Annotated in this window: 21 protein-coding genes; 12 read left to right on the forward strand and 9 right to left on the reverse strand. The window is 69.8% G+C overall.

Features of this window, described 5'->3' with window-relative positions; translation table 11 throughout:
- Positions 1 to 209: 209 nt before the first annotated feature.
- The 5 genes from BSZ36_RS03180 to BSZ36_RS03200 are packed head-to-tail and all read left to right on the forward strand — an operon-like array spanning position 210 to position 5,915.
- Positions 210 to 785 carry a (2Fe-2S)-binding protein gene (locus tag BSZ36_RS03180; protein WP_094545937.1) on the forward strand — a complete coding sequence of 192 codons (576 nt, stop codon included), beginning with the start codon at positions 210 to 212 and terminating at the stop codon, positions 783 to 785.
- Positions 782 to 1,795 carry an FAD binding domain-containing protein gene (locus tag BSZ36_RS03185; protein WP_094545939.1) on the forward strand — a complete coding sequence of 338 codons (1,014 nt, stop codon included), beginning with the start codon at positions 782 to 784 and terminating at the stop codon, positions 1,793 to 1,795. The genes BSZ36_RS03180 and BSZ36_RS03185 overlap by 4 nt, the downstream gene beginning before the upstream one ends.
- Positions 1,792 to 4,155: a xanthine dehydrogenase family protein molybdopterin-binding subunit gene (locus BSZ36_RS03190; RefSeq protein WP_094545941.1), complete on the forward strand. Its 2,364-nt coding sequence runs from the start codon at positions 1,792 to 1,794 to the stop codon at positions 4,153 to 4,155. The genes BSZ36_RS03185 and BSZ36_RS03190 overlap by 4 nt, the downstream gene beginning before the upstream one ends.
- Positions 4,156 to 4,209: 54 nt before the next feature.
- Positions 4,210 to 5,340, forward strand: a complete 1,131-nt coding sequence (locus tag BSZ36_RS03195) for an XdhC family protein (RefSeq protein ID WP_094545943.1) — start codon at positions 4,210 to 4,212, stop codon at positions 5,338 to 5,340.
- On the forward strand, positions 5,328 to 5,915 hold the full coding sequence (locus BSZ36_RS03200) for a nucleotidyltransferase family protein (protein WP_094545945.1): 588 nt from the start codon (positions 5,328 to 5,330) through the stop codon (positions 5,913 to 5,915). Before BSZ36_RS03195 ends, BSZ36_RS03200 begins: the two co-directional genes overlap by 13 nt.
- 69 nt (positions 5,916 to 5,984) lie before the next feature.
- Here the strand turns inward: BSZ36_RS03200 and BSZ36_RS03205 are convergent, their stop codons facing one another.
- From BSZ36_RS03205 to BSZ36_RS03225, 5 genes are all read right to left on the reverse strand, one after another.
- Complete coding sequence (locus BSZ36_RS03205) at positions 5,985 to 8,309, reverse strand: TonB-dependent receptor (RefSeq protein WP_179270992.1); 2,325 nt, start codon at positions 8,307 to 8,309, stop codon at positions 5,985 to 5,987.
- A 137-nt stretch (positions 8,310 to 8,446) separates the two neighbouring features.
- Positions 8,447 to 9,652, reverse strand: a complete 1,206-nt coding sequence (locus tag BSZ36_RS03210; protein ID WP_094545949.1) for a helix-turn-helix domain-containing protein — start codon at positions 9,650 to 9,652, stop codon at positions 8,447 to 8,449.
- Positions 9,653 to 9,757: 105 nt separating this feature from the next.
- Entirely contained in the window at positions 9,758 to 11,194 is a 1,437-nt protein-coding gene (locus BSZ36_RS03215; protein ID WP_094545951.1) for an AAA family ATPase, read from the reverse strand.
- 85 nt (positions 11,195 to 11,279) lie between these two features.
- The gene (locus BSZ36_RS03220) at positions 11,280 to 11,555 is read right to left on the reverse strand and encodes a GNAT family N-acetyltransferase (protein WP_094545953.1); all 276 of its coding nucleotides are present in this window, start codon (positions 11,553 to 11,555) and stop codon (positions 11,280 to 11,282) included.
- A 172-nt stretch (positions 11,556 to 11,727) separates the two neighbouring features.
- Positions 11,728 to 12,471: an SDR family oxidoreductase gene (locus BSZ36_RS03225; protein WP_094545955.1), complete on the reverse strand. Its 744-nt coding sequence runs from the start codon at positions 12,469 to 12,471 to the stop codon at positions 11,728 to 11,730.
- A gap of 80 nt (positions 12,472 to 12,551) precedes the next feature.
- On the opposite strand from BSZ36_RS03225, the gene BSZ36_RS03230 reads away from it, so the two are divergent.
- Together BSZ36_RS03230 and BSZ36_RS03235 are read left to right on the forward strand one after the other, a co-directional pair.
- Positions 12,552 to 13,331, forward strand: a complete 780-nt coding sequence (locus BSZ36_RS03230; RefSeq protein ID WP_094545957.1) for a 3-oxoacyl-ACP reductase — start codon at positions 12,552 to 12,554, stop codon at positions 13,329 to 13,331.
- 199 nt (positions 13,332 to 13,530) lie between these two features.
- Entirely contained in the window at positions 13,531 to 14,316 is a 786-nt protein-coding gene (locus tag BSZ36_RS03235; RefSeq protein ID WP_094545959.1) for a M23 family metallopeptidase, read from the forward strand.
- 18 nt (positions 14,317 to 14,334) lie between these two features.
- On the opposite strand, the gene BSZ36_RS03240 is transcribed toward BSZ36_RS03235, so the two are convergent.
- The 3 genes from BSZ36_RS03240 to BSZ36_RS03250 form a co-directional block, all read right to left on the reverse strand.
- The gene (locus BSZ36_RS03240; RefSeq protein ID WP_094545961.1) at positions 14,335 to 14,670 is read right to left on the reverse strand and encodes an avidin-fold protein; all 336 of its coding nucleotides are present in this window, start codon (positions 14,668 to 14,670) and stop codon (positions 14,335 to 14,337) included.
- 76 nt (positions 14,671 to 14,746) lie between these two features.
- Positions 14,747 to 15,316 (reverse strand): GTP cyclohydrolase I FolE, encoded by a 570-nt coding sequence (gene folE / locus BSZ36_RS03245; RefSeq protein WP_094551139.1) that lies wholly within the window; start codon positions 15,314 to 15,316, stop codon positions 14,747 to 14,749.
- A gap of 106 nt (positions 15,317 to 15,422) precedes the next feature.
- Positions 15,423 to 15,839: a 6-pyruvoyl trahydropterin synthase family protein gene (locus tag BSZ36_RS03250; RefSeq protein ID WP_094545963.1), complete on the reverse strand. Its 417-nt coding sequence runs from the start codon at positions 15,837 to 15,839 to the stop codon at positions 15,423 to 15,425.
- Between the two features lie 253 nt (positions 15,840 to 16,092).
- Between BSZ36_RS03250 and BSZ36_RS03255 the strand changes: the two genes are divergently transcribed.
- The 4 genes from BSZ36_RS03255 to BSZ36_RS03270 all read left to right on the forward strand — a co-directional run bounded on the left by BSZ36_RS03255 (position 16,093) and on the right by BSZ36_RS03270 (position 20,559).
- Complete coding sequence (locus tag BSZ36_RS03255) at positions 16,093 to 16,497, forward strand: hypothetical protein (protein WP_094545965.1); 405 nt, start codon at positions 16,093 to 16,095, stop codon at positions 16,495 to 16,497.
- Between the two features lie 92 nt (positions 16,498 to 16,589).
- A complete protein-coding gene (locus tag BSZ36_RS03260; RefSeq protein WP_094545967.1) occupies positions 16,590 to 19,235 on the forward strand; it encodes a DUF4344 domain-containing metallopeptidase in 2,646 nt (881 codons plus the stop codon).
- A 161-nt stretch (positions 19,236 to 19,396) separates the two neighbouring features.
- Positions 19,397 to 19,741 (forward strand): histidine triad nucleotide-binding protein, encoded by a 345-nt coding sequence (locus BSZ36_RS03265; RefSeq protein ID WP_094545969.1) that lies wholly within the window; start codon positions 19,397 to 19,399, stop codon positions 19,739 to 19,741.
- Between the two features lie 38 nt (positions 19,742 to 19,779).
- The gene (locus BSZ36_RS03270; protein WP_143536734.1) at positions 19,780 to 20,559 is read left to right on the forward strand and encodes an ABC transporter ATP-binding protein; all 780 of its coding nucleotides are present in this window, start codon (positions 19,780 to 19,782) and stop codon (positions 20,557 to 20,559) included.
- Positions 20,560 to 20,586: 27 nt separating this feature from the next.
- Here the strand turns inward: BSZ36_RS03270 and BSZ36_RS03275 are convergent, their stop codons facing one another.
- Positions 20,587 to 21,264, reverse strand: a complete 678-nt coding sequence (locus tag BSZ36_RS03275; RefSeq protein ID WP_094545973.1) for a heme exporter protein CcmB — start codon at positions 21,262 to 21,264, stop codon at positions 20,587 to 20,589.
- Between the two features lie 162 nt (positions 21,265 to 21,426).
- On the opposite strand from BSZ36_RS03275, the gene BSZ36_RS03280 reads away from it, so the two are divergent.
- Positions 21,427 to 22,317 carry an ADP-ribosylglycohydrolase family protein gene (locus BSZ36_RS03280; protein WP_094545975.1) on the forward strand — a complete coding sequence of 297 codons (891 nt, stop codon included), beginning with the start codon at positions 21,427 to 21,429 and terminating at the stop codon, positions 22,315 to 22,317.
- Positions 22,318 to 22,398 lie beyond the last annotated feature (81 nt).

Genomic DNA, 22,398 nt, shown 5'->3' on the forward strand with positions numbered 1-22,398 from the left:
GGTGGACCGTGGAATGCGAGTGGCGCCGCGCGAAGGCTCGCCTTGACGGGAACTGCACAGTGCGTTCATCTGTGCAGAACCCGTGACTGTCGTCTCGCTGGAGCCTCTGGCGTCGCCGGAGTCCATTCGCTCCCAGGCGTGCTCCTGTGTTTCCGCTCCCGAAGCACACGGCCACGCGTCGTCCTCGTCCGCTCCACTCCCCTCCGTCTATGTCTGACCCCCGCACCGTCGGCGTCTCGGTCACGGTCAACGGCGAGGCCCACCGCCTCGATCTCGACCCGCGCGTGAGCCTGCTCGATTTGCTCCGGCTCCACCTCGACCTCACCGGCTCCAAAAAGGGGTGCAACCAGGGCGCCTGCGGCGCTTGCACGGTGCTGCTCGATGGCGAGCGCGTCAACGCCTGCCTCGTCCTCGCCGTGAGCTGCGACGGGCAGGAGGTCACGACGATCGAGGGCATCGGCACGCCAGAGGCCCTGGCGCCGATCCAAGACGCCTTTATCGAGCACGACGGCTTTCAGTGCGGCTACTGCACGCCGGGTCAGATCCTCTCCAGCGTCGCGCTCATGGACGAGGCCGCCAGAGGCCTCCCCAGCGTGATCGACGTGGACGCGCCGCCGTGCTCCGCCGCCGAGCTCTCCGACGAGGAGATCTCCGAGCGGATGAGCGGCAACATCTGCCGCTGCGGGGCCTACCCCGGAATCCGAAAGGCGATCCACGCGGTCGCCTCTGGCGCCGCCTCCACCTCCCGCGTCGCCTCCGGTGCCGCCCAGCCCGCGACCGCATGACGCCCTTTTCCTACTCCCGGCCCACGAGCGTCGCCGACGCCGTCGCTGCGCTCGCCGAGCCCGGCGCCCGCCTGATGGGCGGCGGCACCAACTTCGTAGACCTGATGCGCAAGGGCGTCGAGGCGCCCGATCACGTCGTGGACGTGCACGGCCTGCCGCTCGGCACCATCGGTGAGGCCTCTGGCGGCGGGCTCCGCATCGGCGCGCTCGTCTCCAACACGGCCCTCGCGAGCGACGAGCGCGTGCGCCGCGACTACCGGATGCTCTCCGAGGCGCTGCTCTCCGGCGCCACGCAGCAGCTCCGCAACCGCGCCACGACCGCCGGTAACGTGCTCCAGCGGACGCGGTGCACCTATTTCATGGAGCCGGAGTACCCCTGCAACAAGCGGGAGCCCGGCAGCGGCTGCCCTGCCAAGACGGGCTTCAACCGCATCCACGCGATCCTGGGCGAGAGCGAGCACTGCATCGCGACGCACCCGTCCGACATGTGCGTGGCGATGGCGGCGCTGGACGCGACCGTCCACGTGACCGGCTCGCAGGGAGACCGCGAGATCCCGTTCGTGGACTTCCACCTGCTCCCGGGCGACTCGCCAGAGGCCGAAACGGTCCTCCGTGCCGACGACGTCATCACCGCCATCACGCTTCCTGAGGCCTCTGGCGCGAGCCGCAACTCGGTCTACGTCAAGGTCCGCGACCGGCAGAGCTACGCCTTCGCGCTCGTCAGCGTCGCTGCCGGGATCGAGCTGGACGCCAGCGGCCAGATCGCCGACGTGCGGATCGCCCTCGGCGGCGTGGCGCACAAGCCCTGGCGCGCCTCTGGCGCCGAAGGGTTGCTCCGAGGCAGCGCTCCCACCGAGGACGCCTTCCGCGAAGCCGGCGAGGCCATCGTGGCCGACGCCAACGGCTACGGCCACAACGATTTCAAGATCACCCTCGCCCCGCGCACCGTCGCCCTCGCCCTCAACAAGGCGCTCGGCCTCGCGCAGCGCGCCACCGGAGACGCCCGATGAACACGCACCCCACCTCCGTTATCGGGCAGTCCACGCGGCGCGTGACCGGCCCGCTGAAGGTCTCCGGACAGGCCACCTACGCCGCCGAGTTCTCCAAGGACTTCGGCGACGAACTGGCCCACGCCGTGATCGTCAACGCGTTCGCCGCCAGCGGCCGCATCACCTCCATCGACATCGCCGAGGCGGAGGCGGCCTCTGGCGTGATCCGCGTGTTTACGCACGAGAACGCGCCGGAGCTGCCGTACAAGGAGCCGCTCATGCGCCCGCAGGTGCAGCCCCAGGTGGGCGACCCGCTCCGCCCGCTCCAAACCGACCAGATCTACTTCAGCGGCCAGGCCGTCGCGGTCGTCGTGGCGGAGTCGTTGGAAGAGGCCGAGCACGCCGCGACGCTCGTGCGCGTGCACGTGGACGAGACGCCCGCCGATACCGACCTCCACGCCGCGCGCCAGAGGCCTCTGGCGGAGGAAAAGCAGGACACGCCGCGCGTCTCGGCGCCGAAGAAGCCCGCCGAGAACGCCAAGATGACCGGCCGCCCCGCCGATGTCACCGTCGGCGACCCCGACGCGGCGTTTGAGTCGGCGGCGCACACGGTCGATCTGGAGATCGAGGTCAAAACGCTCGTCAACAACCCCATCGAGCCGCACGCGACGATCGCGTGGTGGGAGGGCAGCCACCTCACGGTCCACGACAAGAACCAGTGGGTGGACAACGCGCGCAAAAAGCTCGCGCTGGCCTTTGGCATCCGCGAGCAGGAGATCGACCTCAAGGTGGACGCGCTCAACAAGGCGAAGGACGCTGTCGAAGACGCGCTCGGCGTCGAGGAGTCCAGCGTGCGCGTGGTCTCGCCGTTTACGGGCGGCGGCTTCGGCTCCGGCCTGCGGACGTGGCCGCACACGTTTCTGGCCGCCCTGGCCGCGCGCGAGCTGGAACGGCCCGTTCGGCTCGTGCTCTCGCGCCAGCAGATGTTCAACTCGGTCGGCCACAGGCCGCACAACGTCAACCGCGTGCGCCTCGGCGCCGACGCGGACGGGCGGTTGCAGAGCGTGATCCACGAGGCGTGGCAGGAGACCTCGGTGTACGAGGAGTACACGATGAACCTGCTCAACACCACGCGCATGGCCTACGCCACGTCCAACCTGCGCACGACGTACCGGTTGGTCCCGCTCAACGTCCAGAGCCCGACATCGATGCGGGCGCCCGGCGAGGCCTCTGGCGCGCACGCGCTCGAGCTCTCGATGGACGCCCTCGCCTACGAGATCGGGATGGACCCGCTGGAGCTCCGGCGGCGCAACAACTCCACGCACGACGTGCAGGGCACGCCGTTCTCGTCCAAGCACCTCGCCGAGGCCTACGACCTCGGCGCCGAGCGCATCGGCTGGGCCGACCGCACGATGGCGCCGCGCTCCATGCGCGACGGTGATGACCTGATCGGCCTCGGCGTCTCGTCGGCGTTTTACCCCGCCAACCGGCTCAAGGCCAGCGCGTCGGCTCGGCTCCGCCCTGATGGCACGGCGCAGATCCACAGCGCGTCCTCGGACATGGGCCCCGGCACCTACGTCTCCATGACGATGGTCGCCGCCGACACGCTCGGCCTGCCGATGGAGAAGGTGGAGTTCGCCCTCGGAGATAGCGACTTCCCGCACGCGCCCGTCCACGGCGGCTCCATGACGATGGCCTCGGTTGGCCCCGCCGTTAAAGCCGCTTGCGAGGCCGCCGTGCAGTCCGCCATCAAAGTGGCCGTCGACGATGACGCCTCGCCTCTGGCGGGCGCGAAGGCGAGCGACGTGCGGCTGGAGCACGGCGAACTCATCGGGCCGGGCGGGCGCGAGCCGCTCATGGACGTCGTCAAGCGACACGGCGAATCCATCGAGGCGACGGCGTCTTCGGGGCCGAACAAGCTCCAGATGCTGATGCCCTCGGATTACGCCTTCCATTCCTACGGCTGCGTGTTCGCTCGCGTCCGCGTGGACAGTCGGACCGGCGAGCCGCGCGTCGAGAAGGTGGTCGCGGTCAACGATGTCGGCAAGGTCATCAACCCCAAGACGGCCGCCTCGCAGACCATCGGCGGCGTCGTGATGGGCATCGGGATGGCGCTGATGGAGGAGGCCGTGTTGGACCCGGTCTACCACCGCTACGCCAACGATTCCTTTGCCGAGTACCACGTCGTCACCAACCGCGACGCGCCCGAAATCGAGGCGCACTTCGTCGGCGAGCCGGACTACAAGCTGAACCCGCTCGGCGCCAGAGGCGTCGGCGAGATCGCGACCGTCGGCACGTCCTCGGCGGTCGTCAACGCGCTCTACCACGCCACGGGCGTGCGCGCGCTCGACCTCCCGGCGACGCTCGACAAGTTCCTCTAGTGCCGGCCCCGCTCTCCCTGGCCTCTGGCGCCGATCTTCTCGCCAGAGGCCGTCATGCGTGAACTCAAGGACATCGCCGCCCGCGCGAGTGTGCTCCGCCAGAGGCGCGAGCCGTTCACCGTCGCGACGGTTGTGCGCGTGGAGGGCTCGGCGTATCGGCGCGAGGGCGCCCGGATGCTCGTGGAGCGCGATGGGCAGGCGACCGGTGCCGTCAGCGGCGGCTGTTTGGAGGGCGAGGTGATCCACCAAACGCGAGAGGCGCTGGCCTCTGGCGAGCCGCTGCTCGTGAGCTACCGGCTGGGCCACGGCGACCCGATGCTGGACGCCGTCCTCGGCTTCGGGAGCGGCTGCGACGGGACTGTCTGGCTCTTGATTGAGCCCGTTTTACCCGGAGCCGACGTCCCACTCGGGCCCCTGGCGGCGACCGCCGCGCTGGACTCGCGCCACACCGGCTCGCTCGCGACGGTCTTCGCGTCGGAAGATCCCGCGCTCGTCGGGCGGCGGCGCCTCGCGCTGGACGGTGAGGCGCCGCGCTCGACGCTCTCCCCGTCGCTCGACGCGCGCGTCGCCTCGGCCCTGGCCTCTGGCGCCAGAGGCCCGCATCGGCCGGCCGTGTTGCATCTCGACGGCGCCGACGTTCTCGTTGAGCCCGTTCGCCCGCCGATCCGCCTGGCCGTTTTCGGGCACGGACCCGACGCCGTCCCGCTCGTTCGCGCCGCGTACGCGCTAGGGTGGGCGACGACGCTTGTCGGCACACGCCCGCCCGAGGAACTGGCCGCGCGCTTTCCTGAGGCCGACGAGCGCCGGGTACTCACGCACGCCGAGGAGGTGCAGGAGCACATCGAGATCGACGCGCGTACCGCCGCCGTTGTGCTCACCCACGTCTACCTCCGCGACCGCGTGCTCTTGCGCGGACTTCTCGCCTCTGGCGCGTTCTACGTGGGCGCGCTAGGCTCGCGCGGACGCGCCGCCCGCCTCCGCGCCGACCTCGCCGACGCGGGCGTTACGCCAGAGGCCATCGCGAGGCTGCGCGCACCCGTCGGGCTGGACCTGGGCGCCGAAACGCCCGAGGAGATCGCCGTCGCCATCGTTGCCGAGGTCCTCGCCGCCGACCGCGGGCGCTACGCGAGGCCGCTGGCGCAAACTGCCGTGACCGCGCCAGAGGCCGCGTCGTGCAGCACCTGACGGCGCTCGTCCTCGCCGCGGGCCGGTCGTCGCGGATGCCGCGCGAGAATAAGCTCCTGGCCGACCTGTGCGGCGAGCCCGTCCTGACGCACGTTCTGCGTCTCGCGTCTGGCGCGCCGTTCACCAGTGCCGTCGTCGTGACCGGACACGACCGCGAGGCCGTCGAATCGCTGGCCTCTGGCGTAGGACTCCGCACCGTCCACAACGCCGAGTGGCGCGAGGGCATGGGCACTTCGCTCGCCGTAGGCGCTAAAGCGGTCTCGCCAGAGGCCGACGCGCTGGCGGTTCTCCTGGGCGACGTGCCGCTCGTGCGGCGCGCCACGCTGGAGCGCCTCTGGCGCGAGGCGTCGCCCGAAGCCATCGTGCGGCCGATCTATCGTGGCCAGCCGGGGCACCCGGTCGTCTTCGGCCGCGCGTTTCTCCCGGACCTCCTCCGCGTCCGCGGCGACGACGGCGCGCGCTCGGTTCTCCAGGCCCACGCCGCGCACGTCGTCCGCGTCCCGACCGACGATGAGGGCGTGGCGATGGACGCCGACACGCCAGAGGCTCTCGCGAGGCTCCGCACCCGGTTCTGAGGGGAGGCGCGGACTCACACCTTCGGCACCGCGCCTCCGGCCCGTCCGCTCCGCCAGAGGCCTCTGGCGCTACAGTTCCAGCGCGTAGCTCAGCACCGGGAGCGGGTAGCCCTCGCGAATCTCGACGACATCGCGTACCCGCAAGTCGTAGTCCCACGCGCTGTCTTTCGCGAGCAGGGCGTTCTTGAGTTGGAGCGACCAGACATGCGCAGCACGGCGTCCGTTGACGCGGTAGGTCAGCGTCAGGTCGGCCACCCACGAAGCCGGACTACGGTCTTCGAAGGCACGCGACTCGTCGTAGATGACCTCCTCGCGCAGACGCGAGAGCGCGACGTCGACGGGGCTGCGGCGCTCGCCGCCGACGGCCGAGACGCGTACGTTGACGCCTAGCAGGTTAGCGCGGCCCACGCGCACCTCGTGCCCAGCCAGGGCGTTCACCGCGTAGCGCTGATCGAACCGTGTCGGGCGCCAGAGGCCGTCGCCGCCACGGTAGCGCGACCGGTACAGCGACCCGGTCGCGAGGGCGTAGAAGCCGCCGCGCAGGGACCGCTCCACGGTCATCTCGATCCCGATGTTCTCGCCCACGCCGTCGTTGACGAGCGCTTCGGCGAAGGTCCAGTCCTGGCGGATGTTGAGCAGCGAGAACGAGCTGTCGGCGATCACGGGCACGTCGAACAGCCGCTGCGCATAGGCCTCGGCCTGCACGCGGACCGCGTTTGAGAGCTGCCGGGAATAGCCCGCGACGAGATGGTGCGCGCGTGCGAGTCCGAGGTCGCGGTTCGGCTCCGACATGCCATCGGGTCGCACGAGGTAGAACCGCAGGTCCTCCCGCTGGCTGTGGAGCCCGTACCCGAGCGTGATCTCCTGGCCTCTAGCGAAGGCCCAGGACGCTCCCACGCGGGGCTCGATCGTCGTCTGGCCCGTCAGGGCGAAGTGCTGCGCATGGGCGCCGGCATTCAGCGTAACGCCAGAGGCCAGCGTCAGGCGCGACTGGGCGAAGGCCTCCAGCCACTCGCTCGTCCCGCTCCCGACGGCCACGGGCGCCAGAGGCGGTTGCTGATCGGGGGCGATCCGGAGGTCGAGGTCGTACCCGATCCGTTGGAGGCTGACGCCTGTGGTCGTGAGGTGGCGGGGGCTCCACTTGTGTGTGAGCGTGGCGCCGAGGCTCGCACGCGAGGTCGTTTTCTTCAGCGTGAGGTCGGGCTGGAGGTCGAGGTCGTCGGAAAAATGCTGCTGGTCCCACTCGGTGCGCTGCGCGGTGAGGGCCGCCGTGGTGCGGAGGTAGGTCCGCGTGCCGAGCACGAGGTGGTGGGAGAGGCCGCTGGCGCCGACGCCGAGGTCGACATCGAAGCGGGTGCGATCCCAGAAATCCGAGGTCCAGGTCGTGGAGTCGGGGTTCTCGACGAGCGTTTGCCCGTCCAGGCCGCCAATGCCCCAGAGCTCGAACCGTCCGGCGCCTCGGGTAGGGAAGGCGAGTTTGAAGGAGAGATCCTGGTAGGTCGCGCCGGCATCGGTCGGGAGCAGCGGCAGGAGCAGGCCAAGCGTGGAGTACCGATAGTTGACGAGGTACGTGGAGGGGGCACCCATCTGGATCGGACCCTCAGATGCGACCTCCAGGCCGATAAGTCCCGCTTTCAGCGTGTGCTCGCGCGTGGCGGGGTTGCCCGTGCGGAAGTGCATTTCGAACACGCCGGAGAGAGCGTTCCCGTACTCAGCCGGGAAGGCGCCCGTGAACACGTCGGAGTCTGCCAGCAACTCCCCACTGAAGAGCGTCAGGCCGCCGCCGCCGGCTACCGAGAGCCCTGCGAAGTGGTTGGGGTTCGGAATCTCGACGCCTTCGAGACGCCAGAGGACGCCTTTGGGAGCGTTGCCACGGATGGCGATGGCGTTGTCGGCGATGCCACTGCCGGTGGGCGCGACGCCCGCGAAAGACGCCGCGAGCCGGGCGGGGTCGTCCACCGCGCCTGCAAAGCGGCTCGTCTGCTCAGCTGAAAACGAGCGGGCGCTCACCGTCGCCATTTCGTTGCGAGGCCGACCGTCCAGTCGAGCCGCGCTGACGACCACCTCCTCGCCTGCCAGGACAGCCTCTGACAGCGCGATCTCCAGAACGGTCTCCTGGCCCGCGCTAACGAGCACGTTGGGAAGCCGGAGCGACTCATACCCGAGGGAGCGGACTTCGAGAGTGTGTCGGCCGAGCGGGACGCGCTCCACGGCGAAGCGCCCGTCGGTGTCGCTCGCAGACCCCAGCAGAGGTTCGGAGTCAACGACGAGGACCGTCGCGCCGATGACTGGCGCGCGGGTGTCGCGGTCCAGCACCGAGCCGCGGATGGTTTGCACCGACTGCGCGAGCGCGGCAGACGGAAGGAGAAGCAGGAGCAGCAGGAGAGAGCGCACGGAGAGAGGTGGGCAAGAGGGGCGGCCCATCCCCGGACGGGGCAGCCGTCCCGCAGCCTACCCGGCAGGCCTCTGGCGAGCGCTCACGCCCGTCCATCTGGACCCCGTATCAGGTCCCATCCCGCTGGTCTGGACTCTCAGGCGGCCGTGTTTTGCCTCTGGCGGTAGGCCGAGGGCGTCAGGCCGGTGAGCCGCTTGAACGCCGCATTGAACGACGACTTCGCGTTGAACCCTGCCTCCATCCCGATCGCTAAGACCGTCAGGTGGGCGCAGGCCGGGTCCACGAGCCGCTCTTGTACCTCGCGCACGCGGTACCCGTTGACGAAGTCGTAGTAGCTCTGCCCGAGGTGCGTGTTGAGCACCTCGGTGAGGTTGTGCGGCGTGATGCCGAGAGCGTCAGCGAGGTCTGACAGCGTGAGGTCGCCACGCCGGTAGATGTGCTCGGTTTCCATGAGCGCGAGCAGCCGCTCGCGGTGCCGTGCCGCTTCCTCCGGCCGCATCCCGGAGCGCGCGTACGCAGGCTCTGACGGGGCCTCTGGCGCAGGTGAAGCCTCATGGTCCTGTACCGTCGCGCCAGAGGCCGGATCGGGAGCGAAGAGGCTCGGGTGGCGCAGGCCGAAGTAGCCGAGCGCGTACACGAAGACCGTCACGCTGAGAAGGGTGAGATCGTCGTAGATGGCGCTCGGGTCCATCCCCAGCGTCGGCACGTGGTCTCGGACGCCGGCGGCGTAGAGCACGGTGACGACTGTGAGCAGAGCGAGCACGCTGACGGCGAGCGCGCGAAGCCAGCGGAGCGAAACCGAATCGACGGGCGCCTCCTGGTCGCGCACCCGGGCGCGGTGCCGCCGAAGCAGCGCCACCACGAGGGCGATGTAGACGAAGCCGTGGACGAGCTTCAGGGGGTTGATGATGGTCAACGCCCCGGTCTGGAACGACGCTCCGGGGTCGTTTAGCAGCGCCAGCTTCTCCGTGCCGGGCAGAAGGTAGTAGGGGACGAGGAACAGCGACAGCAGCACGAACGGCGCCAGATGCCACAGGTCGGTCCGCTTCATCTCCGGGCGCTCGGCTGTGAACGTGCGGACGTAGAGATAGAACAGCGGGCCGTACAGAAACCCGATCGGCAGGTCCAGACCGATGAGGGCCGGAACGACCGCGCTCGCGTCCGTGGCGTGGTACACCGCCATCGCGAGGTCGATCGAGAACACGAGCACGACTGCGGCGAGCAGCCGGTTGGGTAGCGCGTTGCGGTGCCGGCTCGCGAGCACGGCGGCGAGGAACAGCCCCTGGGTGGCTCCCAGCAGGTAGATCACTGCCATCGCGTTGCTGAAGCTCGGGCCGTCCATCCGAAGGGGGCTGGTGTAGGGCCCAAGGTATCGGTCTCCAGAGACATCCCGTGCCTCGGGTGCGCCTCTGGCGCCAGAGGCGCGTCGGCAGCGCGCGCGTGCGGCTCAGCTCTCGCCAGAGGCCTCTGGCGCCTCGCTCTCGCCAGAGGTTTCGGTTCCCGTCGCCTGTGGCGCGTCTTCCTCCGCGTAGCGCCGCACGCGCTTCTCGATGGACTCCGCTTCGTCGCGCGCGCGCAACTGCTCCAGGCGCACCCGCAAGCGGCCCTCGTAGCCCTGGTCGGAGGGCTCGTAGAAATACGTGCCCTGCATCCCGCCCGGGAGGTACTGCTCCGGCACGTAGTGGTCCTGATAGGCGTGGGGGTACTTGTAGCCTTTGCCGTGGCCCAGGCCCTTTTTGTCTCGCGAGCCGTCCTTGAGGGCGTTCGGCGGGTCCTCGGTCCGCTCCTTTTCCACGTGCGCGAGAGCGGAGAAAAACGCGAATCCGCTGTTGCTCTTCGGCGCCGTCGCGAGGTAGAGGCAGCACTCGGCGAGCATGAAGCGGCCCTCGGGCATCCCCACGCGGTCGAACGCCTCGGCGCAGGCGACGGCCATGCGCATCGCGTTGGGGTCGGCCATGCCGATGTCCTCGCCGGCGAAGATCAGCATCCGGCGGAAGACGAAGCGCGGGTCCTCGCCGGCGTAGATCATCTTCGCCATCCAGTACAGCGCCGCGTCGGGGTCCGACCCGCGCATGCTCTTGATAAACGCGCTGATGGTGTCGTAGTGCGCGTCGCCGTCCTTGTCGTACAGCACGGCGCGCTTCTGGATCGATTCCTCGGCCTCCAGCAGGCCGATCTCGATGGCGCCAGAGGCCGCGGGGGGCGTCGTCTCGACGGCCAACTCTAGCGCGCCGAGGATGGAGCGCGCATCGCCGTTGGAGGTGCTGACCAGGTGCGCCATCGCCTCTGGCGCGAGGACGACGTTTTGGCGGCCGTAGCCACGGTCGGGGTCGCCCAGCGCCTGGCGCGCGATCTGCTCCAGGTCGGCCTCCGTCAGCGGCTGGAGCTCAAAGATGCGCGAGCGTGAAACGAGCGCCTTGTTGACCTCGAAGTACGGGTTCTCGGTCGTCGCGCCGACAAACGTGACGGTCCCGTTCTCGACGTGCGGGAGCAGCGCGTCCTGCTGGGACTTGTTGAAGCGGTGCACCTCGTCCACGAACAGGATCGTGCCCTGACCGTGGTGCTTGAGCCTCTGGCGCGCGGCGTCGATCTGCGCCCGAATGTCGGCCACGCCTGCGAGGACGGCGTTGAGGCTCGCGAAGTGCTTGCTCGTCGTGTTCGCGATGATCCTCGCGAGCGTGGTCTTGCCGGTTCCGGGCGGGCCGAACAGGATGAGGCTCGTCACGCGGTCGGCCTCGACAGCGCGGCGGAGCAGCTTGCCCTGTGCGAGGAGGTGGCCCTGGCCCGCGAACTCGTCCAGCGTGCGGGGGCGCATGCGGTCCGCCAGAGGCGCGGAGCGTTGGCGGCGAGCGGTGGCGGCGGCGTCGAAAAGGTCGTCGGGCATGGCGCAAGATGCCGACCTGAGCGGGCGTTGGCGCAAGAGGCCCGCAGCGTTCTGCGTGAAGCCTCGGGCGCTAGTCCCGCTGGTCCTAGCCTCGGGCGAGGAGGTCCTGCGTCTCGGGGTGGCTCTCCATGTACGACTCGACAAACGGGCACTCGGGAAGCACCTTGAGGTCGTTCTCGCGCGCGTGCTGGAGCCCGGCCTCAACCAGCTGGCTGCCGATGTCCTGCCCGCGGTCGGGCTCGGGGACGCGCGTGTGGACAAACGCGATGGTGCCGCCGCCGGCCCGGTACCCGAGTTCGGCGGTGCCGTGCTCGGTATCGGCAGTAAAGCGGTTGTGGGCGGAGTCGTGTTGGACAGTCATGGCGGCTGGAAGGGGGGCGCGGTGCACGACGCGCGGACCGCCACGGATCCGCCAGAGGCCCCAACGCCACGCGCCGACGGTGACCCATCCGTGGCTCTAGACGCCCGGCCGCTGGCGCCAGAGGCAAGCGCGAGGCAGCTTCACGCAGTACCCGGTACCCAGCACCCAGCGGCTACAGGTCGCCCTCCTGGGGTCGGATCAGGATCTCTTCGACGACTGCGCCGCGCGGCATTGAGGTCGCGGCGACGACGGCCTGCGCGATGGCCTCTGGCGGCATGAGCCGGTGCGGCGGTACGTCCACGCCCTCCCACGACGGCGTGAGCGTTGCGCCGGGGAGGACCGTGATGACGCGGAGGCCCCGGCTCTTGGTTTCCTCGCGGAGCGTCCGCGCGAGGCCGAGCAGGCCGTGTTTCGCCGCGCCGTACGCGGCCCCGCCGGGGTACCCGCGCGTGCTCGCCACGCTCGCCATGAACACGATGTCGCCAGAGGCGTCCGCCTCCGCGCCAGAGGCCCCGGCGTCGCCCCGGGCCAGCATCGCGGGAAGGAAGGACTGCGTGACCAGAAACGCGCTCGTGAGGTTGACCTCGATCTGGGAGCGGAAGGCCTCTGGCGTGATCTCCAAAAACGTCCCGGGCACGAACACGCCGGCGTTGTTCACGAGGATGTCGGGCGCGCCAAAGCGGTCCAGGACCTCGCCGGAGGCGCGCGCTACCTGGTCCCCGTCGGTCACGTCGCACGCGAAGACCTCGGCCTCGGCGCCCGCTTCGCGGCACTCCGCGGCAACGGCTTCGAGGTTTCTGACGTTGCGCGCGAGAAGGGCGAGCCGGACGCCAGAGGCCTGGGGCGCCCGCGCGTAGCCGAGCGCGACGGCGCGGCCGATGCCTTGGCTCGCGCCGGTGATGACGATGGTCGGCATAGTGGGGAAGAGGGAAAGGCGGGGGAACGCGCCGCCAGAGGCGCGGGTCCGAACGGCCTACTCACCCCCGATCCGTCCGTATGCCCCTGCTCTCGTCCGATTCCGTCGCCCTCGTTACTGGCTCCAGCCGCGGCGCGGGTGCCGCCATCGCCAAGGCCCTCGCGCGCGAAGGCGCCGCCGTGTGCGTCAACTACCTCCACAGCGCCGACAAGGCCTCTGGCGTCGTGGCCGAGATCGAGGCCGCGGGCGGCCGCGCGTTCGCGCACGGGGCCGACGTGACCGATCGCGACGCCGTGCAGGGCATGATCGAGGCGATTCAGGAGCGTTACGGCCGCATCGACATCGCCGTCTCGAACGCGCTGCCGTCCTACTCCTTCGATCCGTCCGCGCGCTACGTCGGGATCGAGACCGCCGAGTGGGAGGACTTCAACCGCCAGTACGAGGGCGCCGTGCGGGCCGCGTTCCACCTCGCGCAGGCGCTCACGCCCGTCATGCGGGAGCAGGCCTCTGGCGGCTCCATCGTGCACATCGGCACCAACCTCGTGTACAACCCGGTCGTGACGTACCACGACTACACCGCCGCCAAGGCCGGGCTCGTCGGCCTCACACGGACGCTCGCGAAGGAGCTCGGTCCCCACGGCATCCGGGTCAACCTCGTGGCCGGCGGCCTGCTCCAGACGACGGACGCCAGCGCGGTGACCTCCGACGAGGTGTTCGAGTTCGTCCGGCAGGGCACGCCGCTGCAGCAGACCGTCACGCCAGAGGAGTTCGCCGACGCCGTCCTCTTTTTCGCCTCGCCGCTCTCGCGGACTGTCACCGGCCAGTCGCTCGCCGTCGACGGCGGCCTGACGATGGCGTAGGGGGGAGAAGGATAGGGGATGCGCGATGGAGGGATGAGCCGTGCCTCTGGCGCCAGAGGCACGGTTCTGCACGAAAGGCGAGGGACAGTAGGTCTCGGGCTCGCCAGAGGCCTCTGGCGAGCGCTGGACGGGGGGCGGCGTTCTGTGCCGCGGCGGCACAGGCCTACCATCGCTCCTCGCTCTCGCGTAATCTGGCGCGATGCGACGGACCTTCCTGCTCTTCCTGTTTCTCTCGGCGTGCAGCGCCGACGTGCCACCGACGCTTCCGGAGTTCGTCCACGTCCGCCTGGACGGCGACTCTCTCCGCATCGGCGCGCGCAACCCGCTCGCCTCGCCCGCGACGTTCGCCGTCGAGGCGCCAGAGGCCTCGCGCACCGTCGTGCTCGCGGCAAAGGACAGCGCGGAGATCGTCACGCTCCCTCTCGCCGGCCGCGACTCAGCCGCTGTGGCGGGCGGCCTCCGCGTCTCGGCGATCGTCGGGGACTACCGCGCCCAGCCCGACACGTCGGCGCGGTACGCGTTCCCGTTTCCGCGGGGGCGCTCGTACAGCGTGATCCAGGCGTATGAGGGCTCGTTTTCTCACACCAGCGACTACTCGCGCTACGCGGTCGACTTCTCGCTCGCGGTCGGCGATACGGTGACGGCGGCGCGGGATGGCGTCGTGGCGACGGTCGTGGAGCGGTACACGCGAGGCGGCAACGACCGCTCGCTGCGCGACGAGGCCAACTTCGTCACGCTACACCACGCCGACGGGATGCTCTCGCAGTACGTCCACCTCGCGCCCGATGGCGCGCTCGTCGAGCCGGGCGACTCGGTGCGCGTCGGCGACGCCATCGGCATCTCCGGAAGCACGGGATTCACGAGCCGGCCCCACCTCCACTTCAACGTTCTCCGGCCGGTCGTCGGCGATGCGGGGTCGATCCCGGTGCGGTTTGAGCGCGTCGAAGGCCGCGCGCTCCGCAAGGGGGACCGCGCCCGGCACTAAGGCCTCCGACGCCAGAGGCTAGACCTCCTCCAGCGTGGACGTGCCCGTGCCGCCGTCGGTCCACTCCCAGACCTCATGGAGGCGCAGGCGGCCGTCCGGCAGCACCTCCGGGACCGAGTGGCAGGAGCCCGTCCGCATCGCGCCAGAGGCATCTACATGCGCGTATCGCATATCCAACGCGCCTCTGGCGTCGACCGTCGCGATCAGCGTGCCCATCTGGACCTCGCCGCCGCGGTAGGTGGCCCACACCACGTTGCCTTTCTGGCGGTAGTCGAACCGCGTGGCCTCGCCCACGTCGCCCTCGCCAGAGGCCGTCGGCGCAAAGCGGCGGCCGTCATAGTTGGGTCGGCTCATGTCTCTGACGGGAAAGAGGAGAGGGCCGCCTCTGGCGCAGAGGCCGGTGCGAACCGATGAGCGACGCCAGAGGCGGCTACCGAACGGCGAGGCGCATAAACTCGGCGCGCGTGTTGTCGTTGTCGAGAAAGGCGCCGCTCATGGCGCTCGTCGTCGTGGACGAGTTCTGCTTCTCGGCGCCGCGCATCATCATGCACAGGTGCTGCGCTTCGATGACGACGGCCACGCCCTCGGGCTCCAGCACGCGCTCGATGGCGTCGCGGATCTGGATGGTCAGGCGCTCCTGCACCTGGAGCCGCCGCGCGAACACGTCCACGATGCGCGGGATCTTGCTGAGCCCGACGATCTTGCCGTTGGGGATGTACGCCACGTGCGCCTTGCCGAAAAACGGCAGCATGTGGTGCTCGCACAGGCTGTAGACCTCGATATCCTTGACGAGCACCATCTCGGAGTACGACTCCTCGAACACGGCGCTTCGCAAGATGGCCTCGGGATCGAGTTGGTACCCGTGGGTGAGGAACTGCATCGCCTTCGCGACGCGCTCGGGCGTCTTGAGCAGCCCCTCGCGCTCGGGGTCCTCGCCCACGAGTTGCAACTGCCGGTGCGTCAGCGTCGAGAGCTCTCGCGTTGTGGCCTCGTGGTACACGTCCTGCCGCTCGTAGAGGAGCGGTGAGGCGAACTCGGTCGCGCGGTCACTCGCACCGCCGGGTTCGCCGACGGTGTTGGCAAAGGCGTCAGAATCGTGGGAAAAGCTACTCACCTCGGTATACCACGCTGTTGTTGGGGGTCTCGCGGAGGACGAGCTCGTAAAGGCGTCCGCTGCCCGGGATGGCGTCTTGGAGCTGCTCCCAGATCGCGATGGCGAGCGTTTCCGTAGAGGTCATGCGGCCCTTTAGAAACGGTACGTCCAAGTTCAGGTTTTTGTGATCCAGCGGCTCTTCCACGCGGTCGCGGATGACCTGCTTGAGGTCGGCGAGGTCCACCACGAAGCCGGTTTCAGGATCGGGCTCTCCGGCCACGGTCACGTCCAACTCGTAGTTGTGTCCGTGCCAGTTGGAGCTGTTGCACTTGCCGAAGGTCTCGCGATTCCAGTCGTCGGACTTCTCGGGGTTGTGGAGGCGGTGGGCCGCATTGAAGTGGGCCTTCCGCGTGACGTAAACGGTGGGCATGGGCGGGGGCGGTGTCGTTTCGCGAGGGTACCCCGAGCCTCTGGCGGCGTTCCGAGCCGGCCGGGGGGCGCCCGGCACTGGGATCGCCAGAGGCCCCACGTGGGTCCGCTGGCGTCGGCCGTGCGCTGCGGCGCCGTTCTCGGATCGCGCGAAGCGCCAGAGGCCGGGCACCACCCGGGCACGTGGGGCGTTCGCCCCGCGGTTCTCGCGAGAGGACTCCATCGCTACTCTGTGTGACCCCTCCGCCGATCCTATGCTCGTTCGTTTCGCCGCCCTCGCCCTCCTCGCGCTGCCTCTGACGGCGCAGGCCCAGACCTCTCCTCTGATTGCCGACGACCCCGTCGGCGGCGTGCTGGACGCTGGGGATAGCATCTTCGGAGACGGCTCCTACTTCGATCTCTACACATACTACGGCACGCCCGGCGAGACGGTCGTGATCACGCTGCGCTCCTCGGACTTCGACGCCTACCTCATCGGCGGGCCGACGTTGGAGGAGGCGCTGGCCGTGATGCACGAGGACGACGACAGCGGCGGCGGAACGGACGCGGAGCTGGTCGTCGAGATCGGCGCCTCGGGCGAGTACGTGGTCCTCGCCAACACGTATGAGGAAGGGGGAACGGGCGCCTACGTGATCGTCGCCAGCTCGCCGGTGGAGTAGCGCCCGGCCTCTGGCGCCAGAGGCTCCCGTGATCTCGGGATGGAAGGGGAAAGGCGTGCTCAGTATTCTGAGCGCACACAGCGTTTCCCACCATGATGTCCCTTCGCGCGCCTCTCGTTGTCCTCGTCGCTCTGCTGACCGCAGCGCCCGCCTTTGCCCAGTTCGGCAGCGGGCCGCGGCGGATCGCCGATGGGGAAACGCTCCAAGGAACGCTCACGGCCTCAGACCCGAGGTTGGACGACGGCTCGCACTACGACCTGTACGTCTACCGCGGTGCGGCCGGGGAAACGGTCACGTTCACGATGCGCTCGGCGGATTTTGACGCGTACCTGATCGGGCCGGACGTGACGAACGACGACGGCGCGGGCGGGACCGACGCCGAGCTGACGCTCACGCTAGACGCCTCTGGCGAGGTCCAACTCCGCGCCAACTCGATCTCCGCGGGCGCCACCGGGCGGTACTCCCTCCAGGCGGCGTCTATTTCGGGCGGCACCGGGCAGATCGTCGGGCGCCTGATCCAATCCGGTGAGACGCTGCGCGGCACGCTAGAGGCCTCGGACCCGACGCTGAGCGACGGCTCGCACGTGGACCTCTACACCTACCGCGGGACGCCCGGCGAGACGGTCACGTTCACGATGCGCTCGACCGCGTTCGACGCGTACATGACGGTCGGCCAAGTGACCGATGGCACCTTCGCGCCAGAGGCCAACGACGACGATGGCGCGGGGGGGACGGACGCGCAGCTCGTGCTCTCGGTCGGCCCGTCAGGGCAATTCGTGGTACAGGCCAACTCCGTGCGCGGCGGCGCGACGGGCGCGTACACGCTTTTTGCCGAGGCCTCTGGCGGGCCCGGCCCGCTCGCCTCTGGCGACGCTCAGCCGATCTCGGCGGGCACCCCGGTCCGCGCGGACCTCTCCGACGCCGACCCCCGCCTCCGCGATAATTCCGCCTACGACCTCTACGTCTACGAGGGCGCCGCTGGCGAGGCCATCGAGGTCTTCCTCGCCTCCGTCGACTTCGACGCCTACCTCATGGGCGGCGCCACGCCAGAGGCCGCGCTCAGCGCCTCCACGACGAACGACGACGATGGCGGCGGCACCAACGCGCGGCTCCGCGTGGAAACGGGGACCGACGGGCGCTACTACATCGTGGCGAACGCGTACGCGCCGGAGTCCCGGGGCGGCTACACGCTCTCCATCCGCAGCGTCGGCGGGGGCGCGGCGCCCTCCGGCCTCGCGATGATCTCCATGGGGGAGACCGTGCAGGGACAGCTCGATGTCTCGGACCCGACGCTTTCGTCCGACGGCACGCACTTCGACGTGTACGGCTATCAGGGGCGCGCCGGGGAAGAGATCGTCGTCACGCTCACTTCGGACGATTTCGACCCGTACCTGCTGCTGAGCCGCTACTTCGGTGACGAGGTGGAGGCCGTATCCCAAGACGACGACAACGGGCCGGGCCTGGGCTCGCGCGTCCGTGTCACGCTCGCGCAGAGCGGGACGTATCTCGCCATCGCCAACTCCGTCGGCGCCGGCGCGACAGGGCGCTACGCGCTCACCATCCAGCGCCCGGAGGACGTGACGGACATGGAGGACGCGGCCGAGGGCTTCGCCACGTTGGACATCGGCACGCCCGCCAGAGGCGTGCTGGAGGCGGGGGACCGGCAGCTCGCGGACGAATCCTACGCCGACCTCTACGTGCTACGTGGGGCCCCTGGCGAGACCGTCGCGGTCACGATGCGCTCCGCGGACTTCGACGCGTACCTCGGCGTCAGCTCGCTCGAAGGCGGCGAGCTCACCAGCATCGGCCAGGACGACGACGGCGCGGGCGGCAGCGATGCGCGCGTCGAGTTCACGCTTGGCGGCGCGGGGATCTACGCCATCCAGGCCAACTCCTACGCCGCGGGGGCGACGGGCGCCTACACGCTGACCGCCGAGCGCGTGGCCTCTGGCGAGACGACGCGGCCGGGCACGATGACCACGACGTCCAACGCCCGGTTTACAGGCAAGTGGGCGCCGCTGCAGTACACCGAGACCGGCGACTACGCCGAGATCCGCGAAGCCGTGGCGGCGGAGCGGCGGCTGGAAACCGTCGCCGAGCGCTTAAACTCGCGCTACCCGCTGCCCACCAACGTGCCCGTCTCCTTCAAGGAGTGCACCGAGCCCGGCGCCACGCGGCCCAACGCCAACGCGTTCTACAACCCGAACGCCGGCGAGATCGTGTTCTGCTACGAGCTCATGGACGACCTCATCACGCAGTTCAGCGCGGGCCTCGCGCCGGAGCAGGTGGACGAAGCCGTGACCGGCGCCTACGACTTCATCATCCTCCACGAAGTGGGCCACGCGCTTACGCACCAGCTCGATCTGCCCATCACCGGCCGAGAGGAGGACGTTGCCGACCAGTTCGCGACGCTCGCGCTGCTTCGCCAGGGCGACAAAGGCGCGACGGCTGCGCTCAACGGCGTCAGCTACCTCTACGGCAGCGGCGGCAACACGTTTGGGCGCCGCTCGCTCGCCGATGAGCACTCGCTAGGCCCGCAGCGCTTGTTCAACGTGCAGTGCTGGATCCTGGGCTCGGACCTGGAGAAGTACGCGTGGCTCGTCCTGGACAGCGAGACGGGGGAGGAGCGCGAGGATGACTACGCCCTCACTATCGACCGCGCGCGGCGGTGCACGGGCGAGTACACGCAGATGGAGAAGTCCTTTACGCGCCTGCTGGACCTCGCGTACGGCAATTGAGCCTCGACGATCCGCCTCTGGCGCCGAGCCGAGAGCCCTGCGGGGCTTCGGACGCCAGAGGCCCGTGCTGAGGAGACGACGAGAGCGAGCACCGCGCCGCCAGAGGCCCGCTTAGCTTGGCGGCCTCTGGCGCCGATACCTCCGTCTAACGCTCTCCCCCTGTGGCCGACGACCCCACCCTGTTCGAACGCATCGCCTCTGGCGACATCCCGGCCGACCTCGTCTACGAAGACGACCGCGCGATCGCGTTCCGCGACATTCACCCCGTTGCGCCGACGCACATCCTCGTGGTCCCGCGCAAGCCGATCCCGCGCGCGGACGCCATCGAGCCTGAGGACGAAGGCCTCGTCGGGCACCTGTTCACGGTCGCCCGCCAGGTGGCCGCAGACGAAGGGCTGACCGATTACCGGCTCGTGATGAACTGTGGCGAAGGCGCCGGGCAGTCCGTTTTCCACCTCCACCTCCACCTCCTCGGGGGCCGCGACTTTTCGTGGCCGCCGGGCTGACCCCGACGCCAGAGGCCCCGGCCTCCGGCTCCCGCCCCATGATTCAGGTAGACGACGTCCACGTCGGCTTCGACGGCAACGAGATTCTGCACGGCATCTCGTTCGCGGTCGAGCCTGGGCGCGTGGCGGGCTACATCGGCCCCAACGGCGCGGGCAAAACGACGACGATGCGCCTGCTGACGGGCACGCTCGCGCCGGATTCCGGTCGCGTCGTCGTGGGCGGCGTGGACGTGGCGAAGGACGCCGTCGGCGCGAAGCGGCGCTTCGGGTTCGTGCCCGAGCACGGGCACCTCTACGAGAGCTTCAGCCCGGAGGAGTACCTCCGCTTTATCGGACGGATGCATGGGCTCGGCGAGAAGCCTCTGGCGGAGCGCGCGGGCGCGATGCTGTCCTTCTGGGGCCTGGAAGCGAACGCCCTGCAGCCGATGGCGAGCTTCTCGAAGGGCATGAAGCAAAAGGTGCTGATCTCGGCTGCGCTCCTGCACGACCCGCCCGTTTTGCTGCTCGACGAGCCGCTCTCGGGTCTGGACGCCTACGCTGTGCTCCAGGTGCGCGCGCTTCTCCGTGCTCTCGCGCGGCAAGGCACGACCGTTTTCTACTCCTCACACCTCCTGGATGCCGTCGAAAAGGTGGCCGACCAGGTCATCCTCATCCGCGACGGCGCGATCCTCGCCGACGGCTCGCCCGCTCAGATCCTCGAAGCGGCGGGCGAGGGCTCTCTCGAAGGCGCTTTCTCGCGCCTCACCTCCGCCGCCGACGCTGAGGCCGAGGCCGAGGCGCTCATCGCGTCCGCCTTTGGCCGCGCGGAGTCGATCTAAGCCCCGCGCGCCTCTGGCGCCAGAGGCTCAGTCCTTCCAGACGTACTCGAAGAGCAGAAACGAGACGGTTGTAGTGAGCCCGGCGTAGGACGCGAGGAGCAGCAGGTCTTGCTGGGCTGCTTCCCACGCGCCGGATTCAGCGCCAGAGGCCGAGAGCGTCAGGCCGACGCCGGAGGACAGGAGCGGGATGAGAAGTGGAAACGCGAGGACGGGCAGCAGCGGACCTGCGGCGCGTGCTCGCGCCAGAAGCGCCGAGAGCAGCGTCGTCGTGCTCGCGAGCCCCAGCCCGCCCAGCCCCAGCGCGGCCCAGTAGAGCGACGGCGCGCCGAGCGAGGTCGGGATGAGGATGCGCATTCCCAACCCCGCGACGAGCGCGAGCGCGAGCGTGAGCACGACGTTGAACAGCAGCTTCCCCGCGTAGACGGCCTCTGGCGGCGCCGCGAGCCGGAGCAGCAGCGTGGTCCCGCGCTCCTCCTCGGCCATAAACGCCCGCCCGAGCCCGATGGCGCCAGCGAACACGACCACGATCCACAACAGCGCTGCCGCCACGGTTGAGCCCACCGCGATCCGCCCCAGCGAGAACCGCACGAGGATGAGCGCCGCGGCGACGAACATCGCGAGCGCCCCTAGCGCCGTCCGGCTGCGGAGTTCGAGGCGCGCGTCATTGAGGAACACGGCCCAGGTAGCGGAGAGGAAGCGGGACAAGAGCGAACGGGGAGTGGAGAGGGTTGGACGGGAGGCCTCGGAGAAGTTCCGCCCGGCCTCTGGCGCCAGAGGGGGCGGGGGAGCAGCTTCACTCGGAACTCGGAACTCGGAACTCGCGCGAGCGCCAGAGGCTTCTCACGAGCACGCCCTCCCCATACCTGAATGTCCGACCGCGTCCGCGGCCTCCTTCTCGGCCTCGCCATCGGCGACGCGCTCGGGATGCCCATCGAAGGCCTGAGCCACCAGAACGTCCGCACCTACTACAAAGGCATCAAGGGCTTCCGTGCCGACGAGAAGCGCGGCGAACTGGAGGCCGGGCAGTGGACCTCGGACACCCAGAACGCCCTCGCGCTCGCCGCCGCCCTCGCCGAGCACCCCGGCGACCTCACGCGCGCTCAGGTCCTCTGGCGCCAGAGGCGCGGCGTCGAACTCCGCCGGCCCGTTGACCGGCCGTACGCCACGAGCGCGTCCGCCGCGGCGGTGGCTCCGCTCGGCGCGTGGTGGGCTGGGACGGACGCGCCTCTGGCGGAGGCGCTCACGTGGACGCGCGCGCTTCTCGCGGATGTGGACGACCGCCCAGACGCGCTGGTCGCCGCGCTCGCACAGGCCGACGCCGCACGGCGTGCACTCGGCGCCCCAGCCGACACGGTGGAGGGAGCCGACTTCGTCTCGCAGGCCGCTGATGCCGCCCGCGCCGCCGAGTCCGAGATCGGGGCCTCTGGCGCCGTCTCGCGCCGCCTTGATCTGTTGGCCGGTCGCCTGTTCGAGTTCCCGCTCGACCTCCAGGACCTCTGCGACGACACCGGCCCCGCCGCCGACGAGACCTTCCCGTTCGCGCTCGCGATGGCCGCCAGAGGCCCCGCGCTCGCCGAAGCGTCACTCCTCGCCGCCATCAACGTCGGTGGCGACGCCAACACGGTGGGCGCGATCCTCGGCGCGCTGCTGGGTGCGTTCAACGGCGCGAGCGCCTTCCCGGACGAATGGCGCGACGGCGTCGAGGCCTCTGGCGAGATCCTCGCGACGGCCGACGCATTGGCAACGGCTCTGGGATAGCCTCTGGCGCCAGAGGCCTGGAGTCGGCTGCACGCGCGGAGTGCCCGTAGAGACGCACAACTGGCGTGTCCTCGGCATCGA

Source organism: Rubricoccus marinus (genome assembly GCF_002257665.1).
Classification (GTDB): Bacteria; Bacteroidota; Rhodothermia; order Rhodothermales; family Rubricoccaceae; genus Rubricoccus; species Rubricoccus marinus.

What these genes read in the sequence shown, in the direction of transcription:
- BSZ36_RS03180 (WP_094545937.1), top strand. Translation starts at nt 210, where the DNA reads ATGTCTGACCCCCGCACCGTCGGCGTCTCGGTCACGGTCAACGGCGAG.
- BSZ36_RS03260 (WP_094545967.1), top strand. Translation starts at nt 16,590, where the DNA reads ATGATGTCCCTTCGCGCGCCTCTCGTTGTCCTCGTCGCTCTGCTGACC.
- BSZ36_RS03215 (WP_094545951.1), bottom strand. Translation starts at nt 11,194, where the DNA reads ATGCCCGACGACCTTTTCGACGCCGCCGCCACCGCTCGCCGCCAACGC.
- BSZ36_RS03210 (WP_094545949.1), bottom strand. Translation starts at nt 9,652, where the DNA reads ATGGACGGCCCGAGCTTCAGCAACGCGATGGCAGTGATCTACCTGCTG.
- BSZ36_RS03280 (WP_094545975.1), top strand. Translation starts at nt 21,427, where the DNA reads ATGTCCGACCGCGTCCGCGGCCTCCTTCTCGGCCTCGCCATCGGCGAC.
- BSZ36_RS03190 (WP_094545941.1), top strand. Translation starts at nt 1,792, where the DNA reads ATGAACACGCACCCCACCTCCGTTATCGGGCAGTCCACGCGGCGCGTG.
- BSZ36_RS03225 (WP_094545955.1), bottom strand. Translation starts at nt 12,471, where the DNA reads ATGCCGACCATCGTCATCACCGGCGCGAGCCAAGGCATCGGCCGCGCC.
- BSZ36_RS03220 (WP_094545953.1), bottom strand. Translation starts at nt 11,555, where the DNA reads ATGACTGTCCAACACGACTCCGCCCACAACCGCTTTACTGCCGATACC.
- BSZ36_RS03240 (WP_094545961.1), bottom strand. Translation starts at nt 14,670, where the DNA reads ATGAGCCGACCCAACTATGACGGCCGCCGCTTTGCGCCGACGGCCTCT.
- BSZ36_RS03250 (WP_094545963.1), bottom strand. Translation starts at nt 15,839, where the DNA reads ATGCCCACCGTTTACGTCACGCGGAAGGCCCACTTCAATGCGGCCCAC.
- BSZ36_RS03230 (WP_094545957.1), top strand. Translation starts at nt 12,552, where the DNA reads ATGCCCCTGCTCTCGTCCGATTCCGTCGCCCTCGTTACTGGCTCCAGC.
- BSZ36_RS03255 (WP_094545965.1), top strand. Translation starts at nt 16,093, where the DNA reads ATGCTCGTTCGTTTCGCCGCCCTCGCCCTCCTCGCGCTGCCTCTGACG.
- BSZ36_RS03185 (WP_094545939.1), top strand. Translation starts at nt 782, where the DNA reads ATGACGCCCTTTTCCTACTCCCGGCCCACGAGCGTCGCCGACGCCGTC.
- BSZ36_RS03235 (WP_094545959.1), top strand. Translation starts at nt 13,531, where the DNA reads ATGCGACGGACCTTCCTGCTCTTCCTGTTTCTCTCGGCGTGCAGCGCC.
- BSZ36_RS03270 (WP_143536734.1), top strand. Translation starts at nt 19,780, where the DNA reads ATGATTCAGGTAGACGACGTCCACGTCGGCTTCGACGGCAACGAGATT.
- BSZ36_RS03195 (WP_094545943.1), top strand. Translation starts at nt 4,210, where the DNA reads ATGCGTGAACTCAAGGACATCGCCGCCCGCGCGAGTGTGCTCCGCCAG.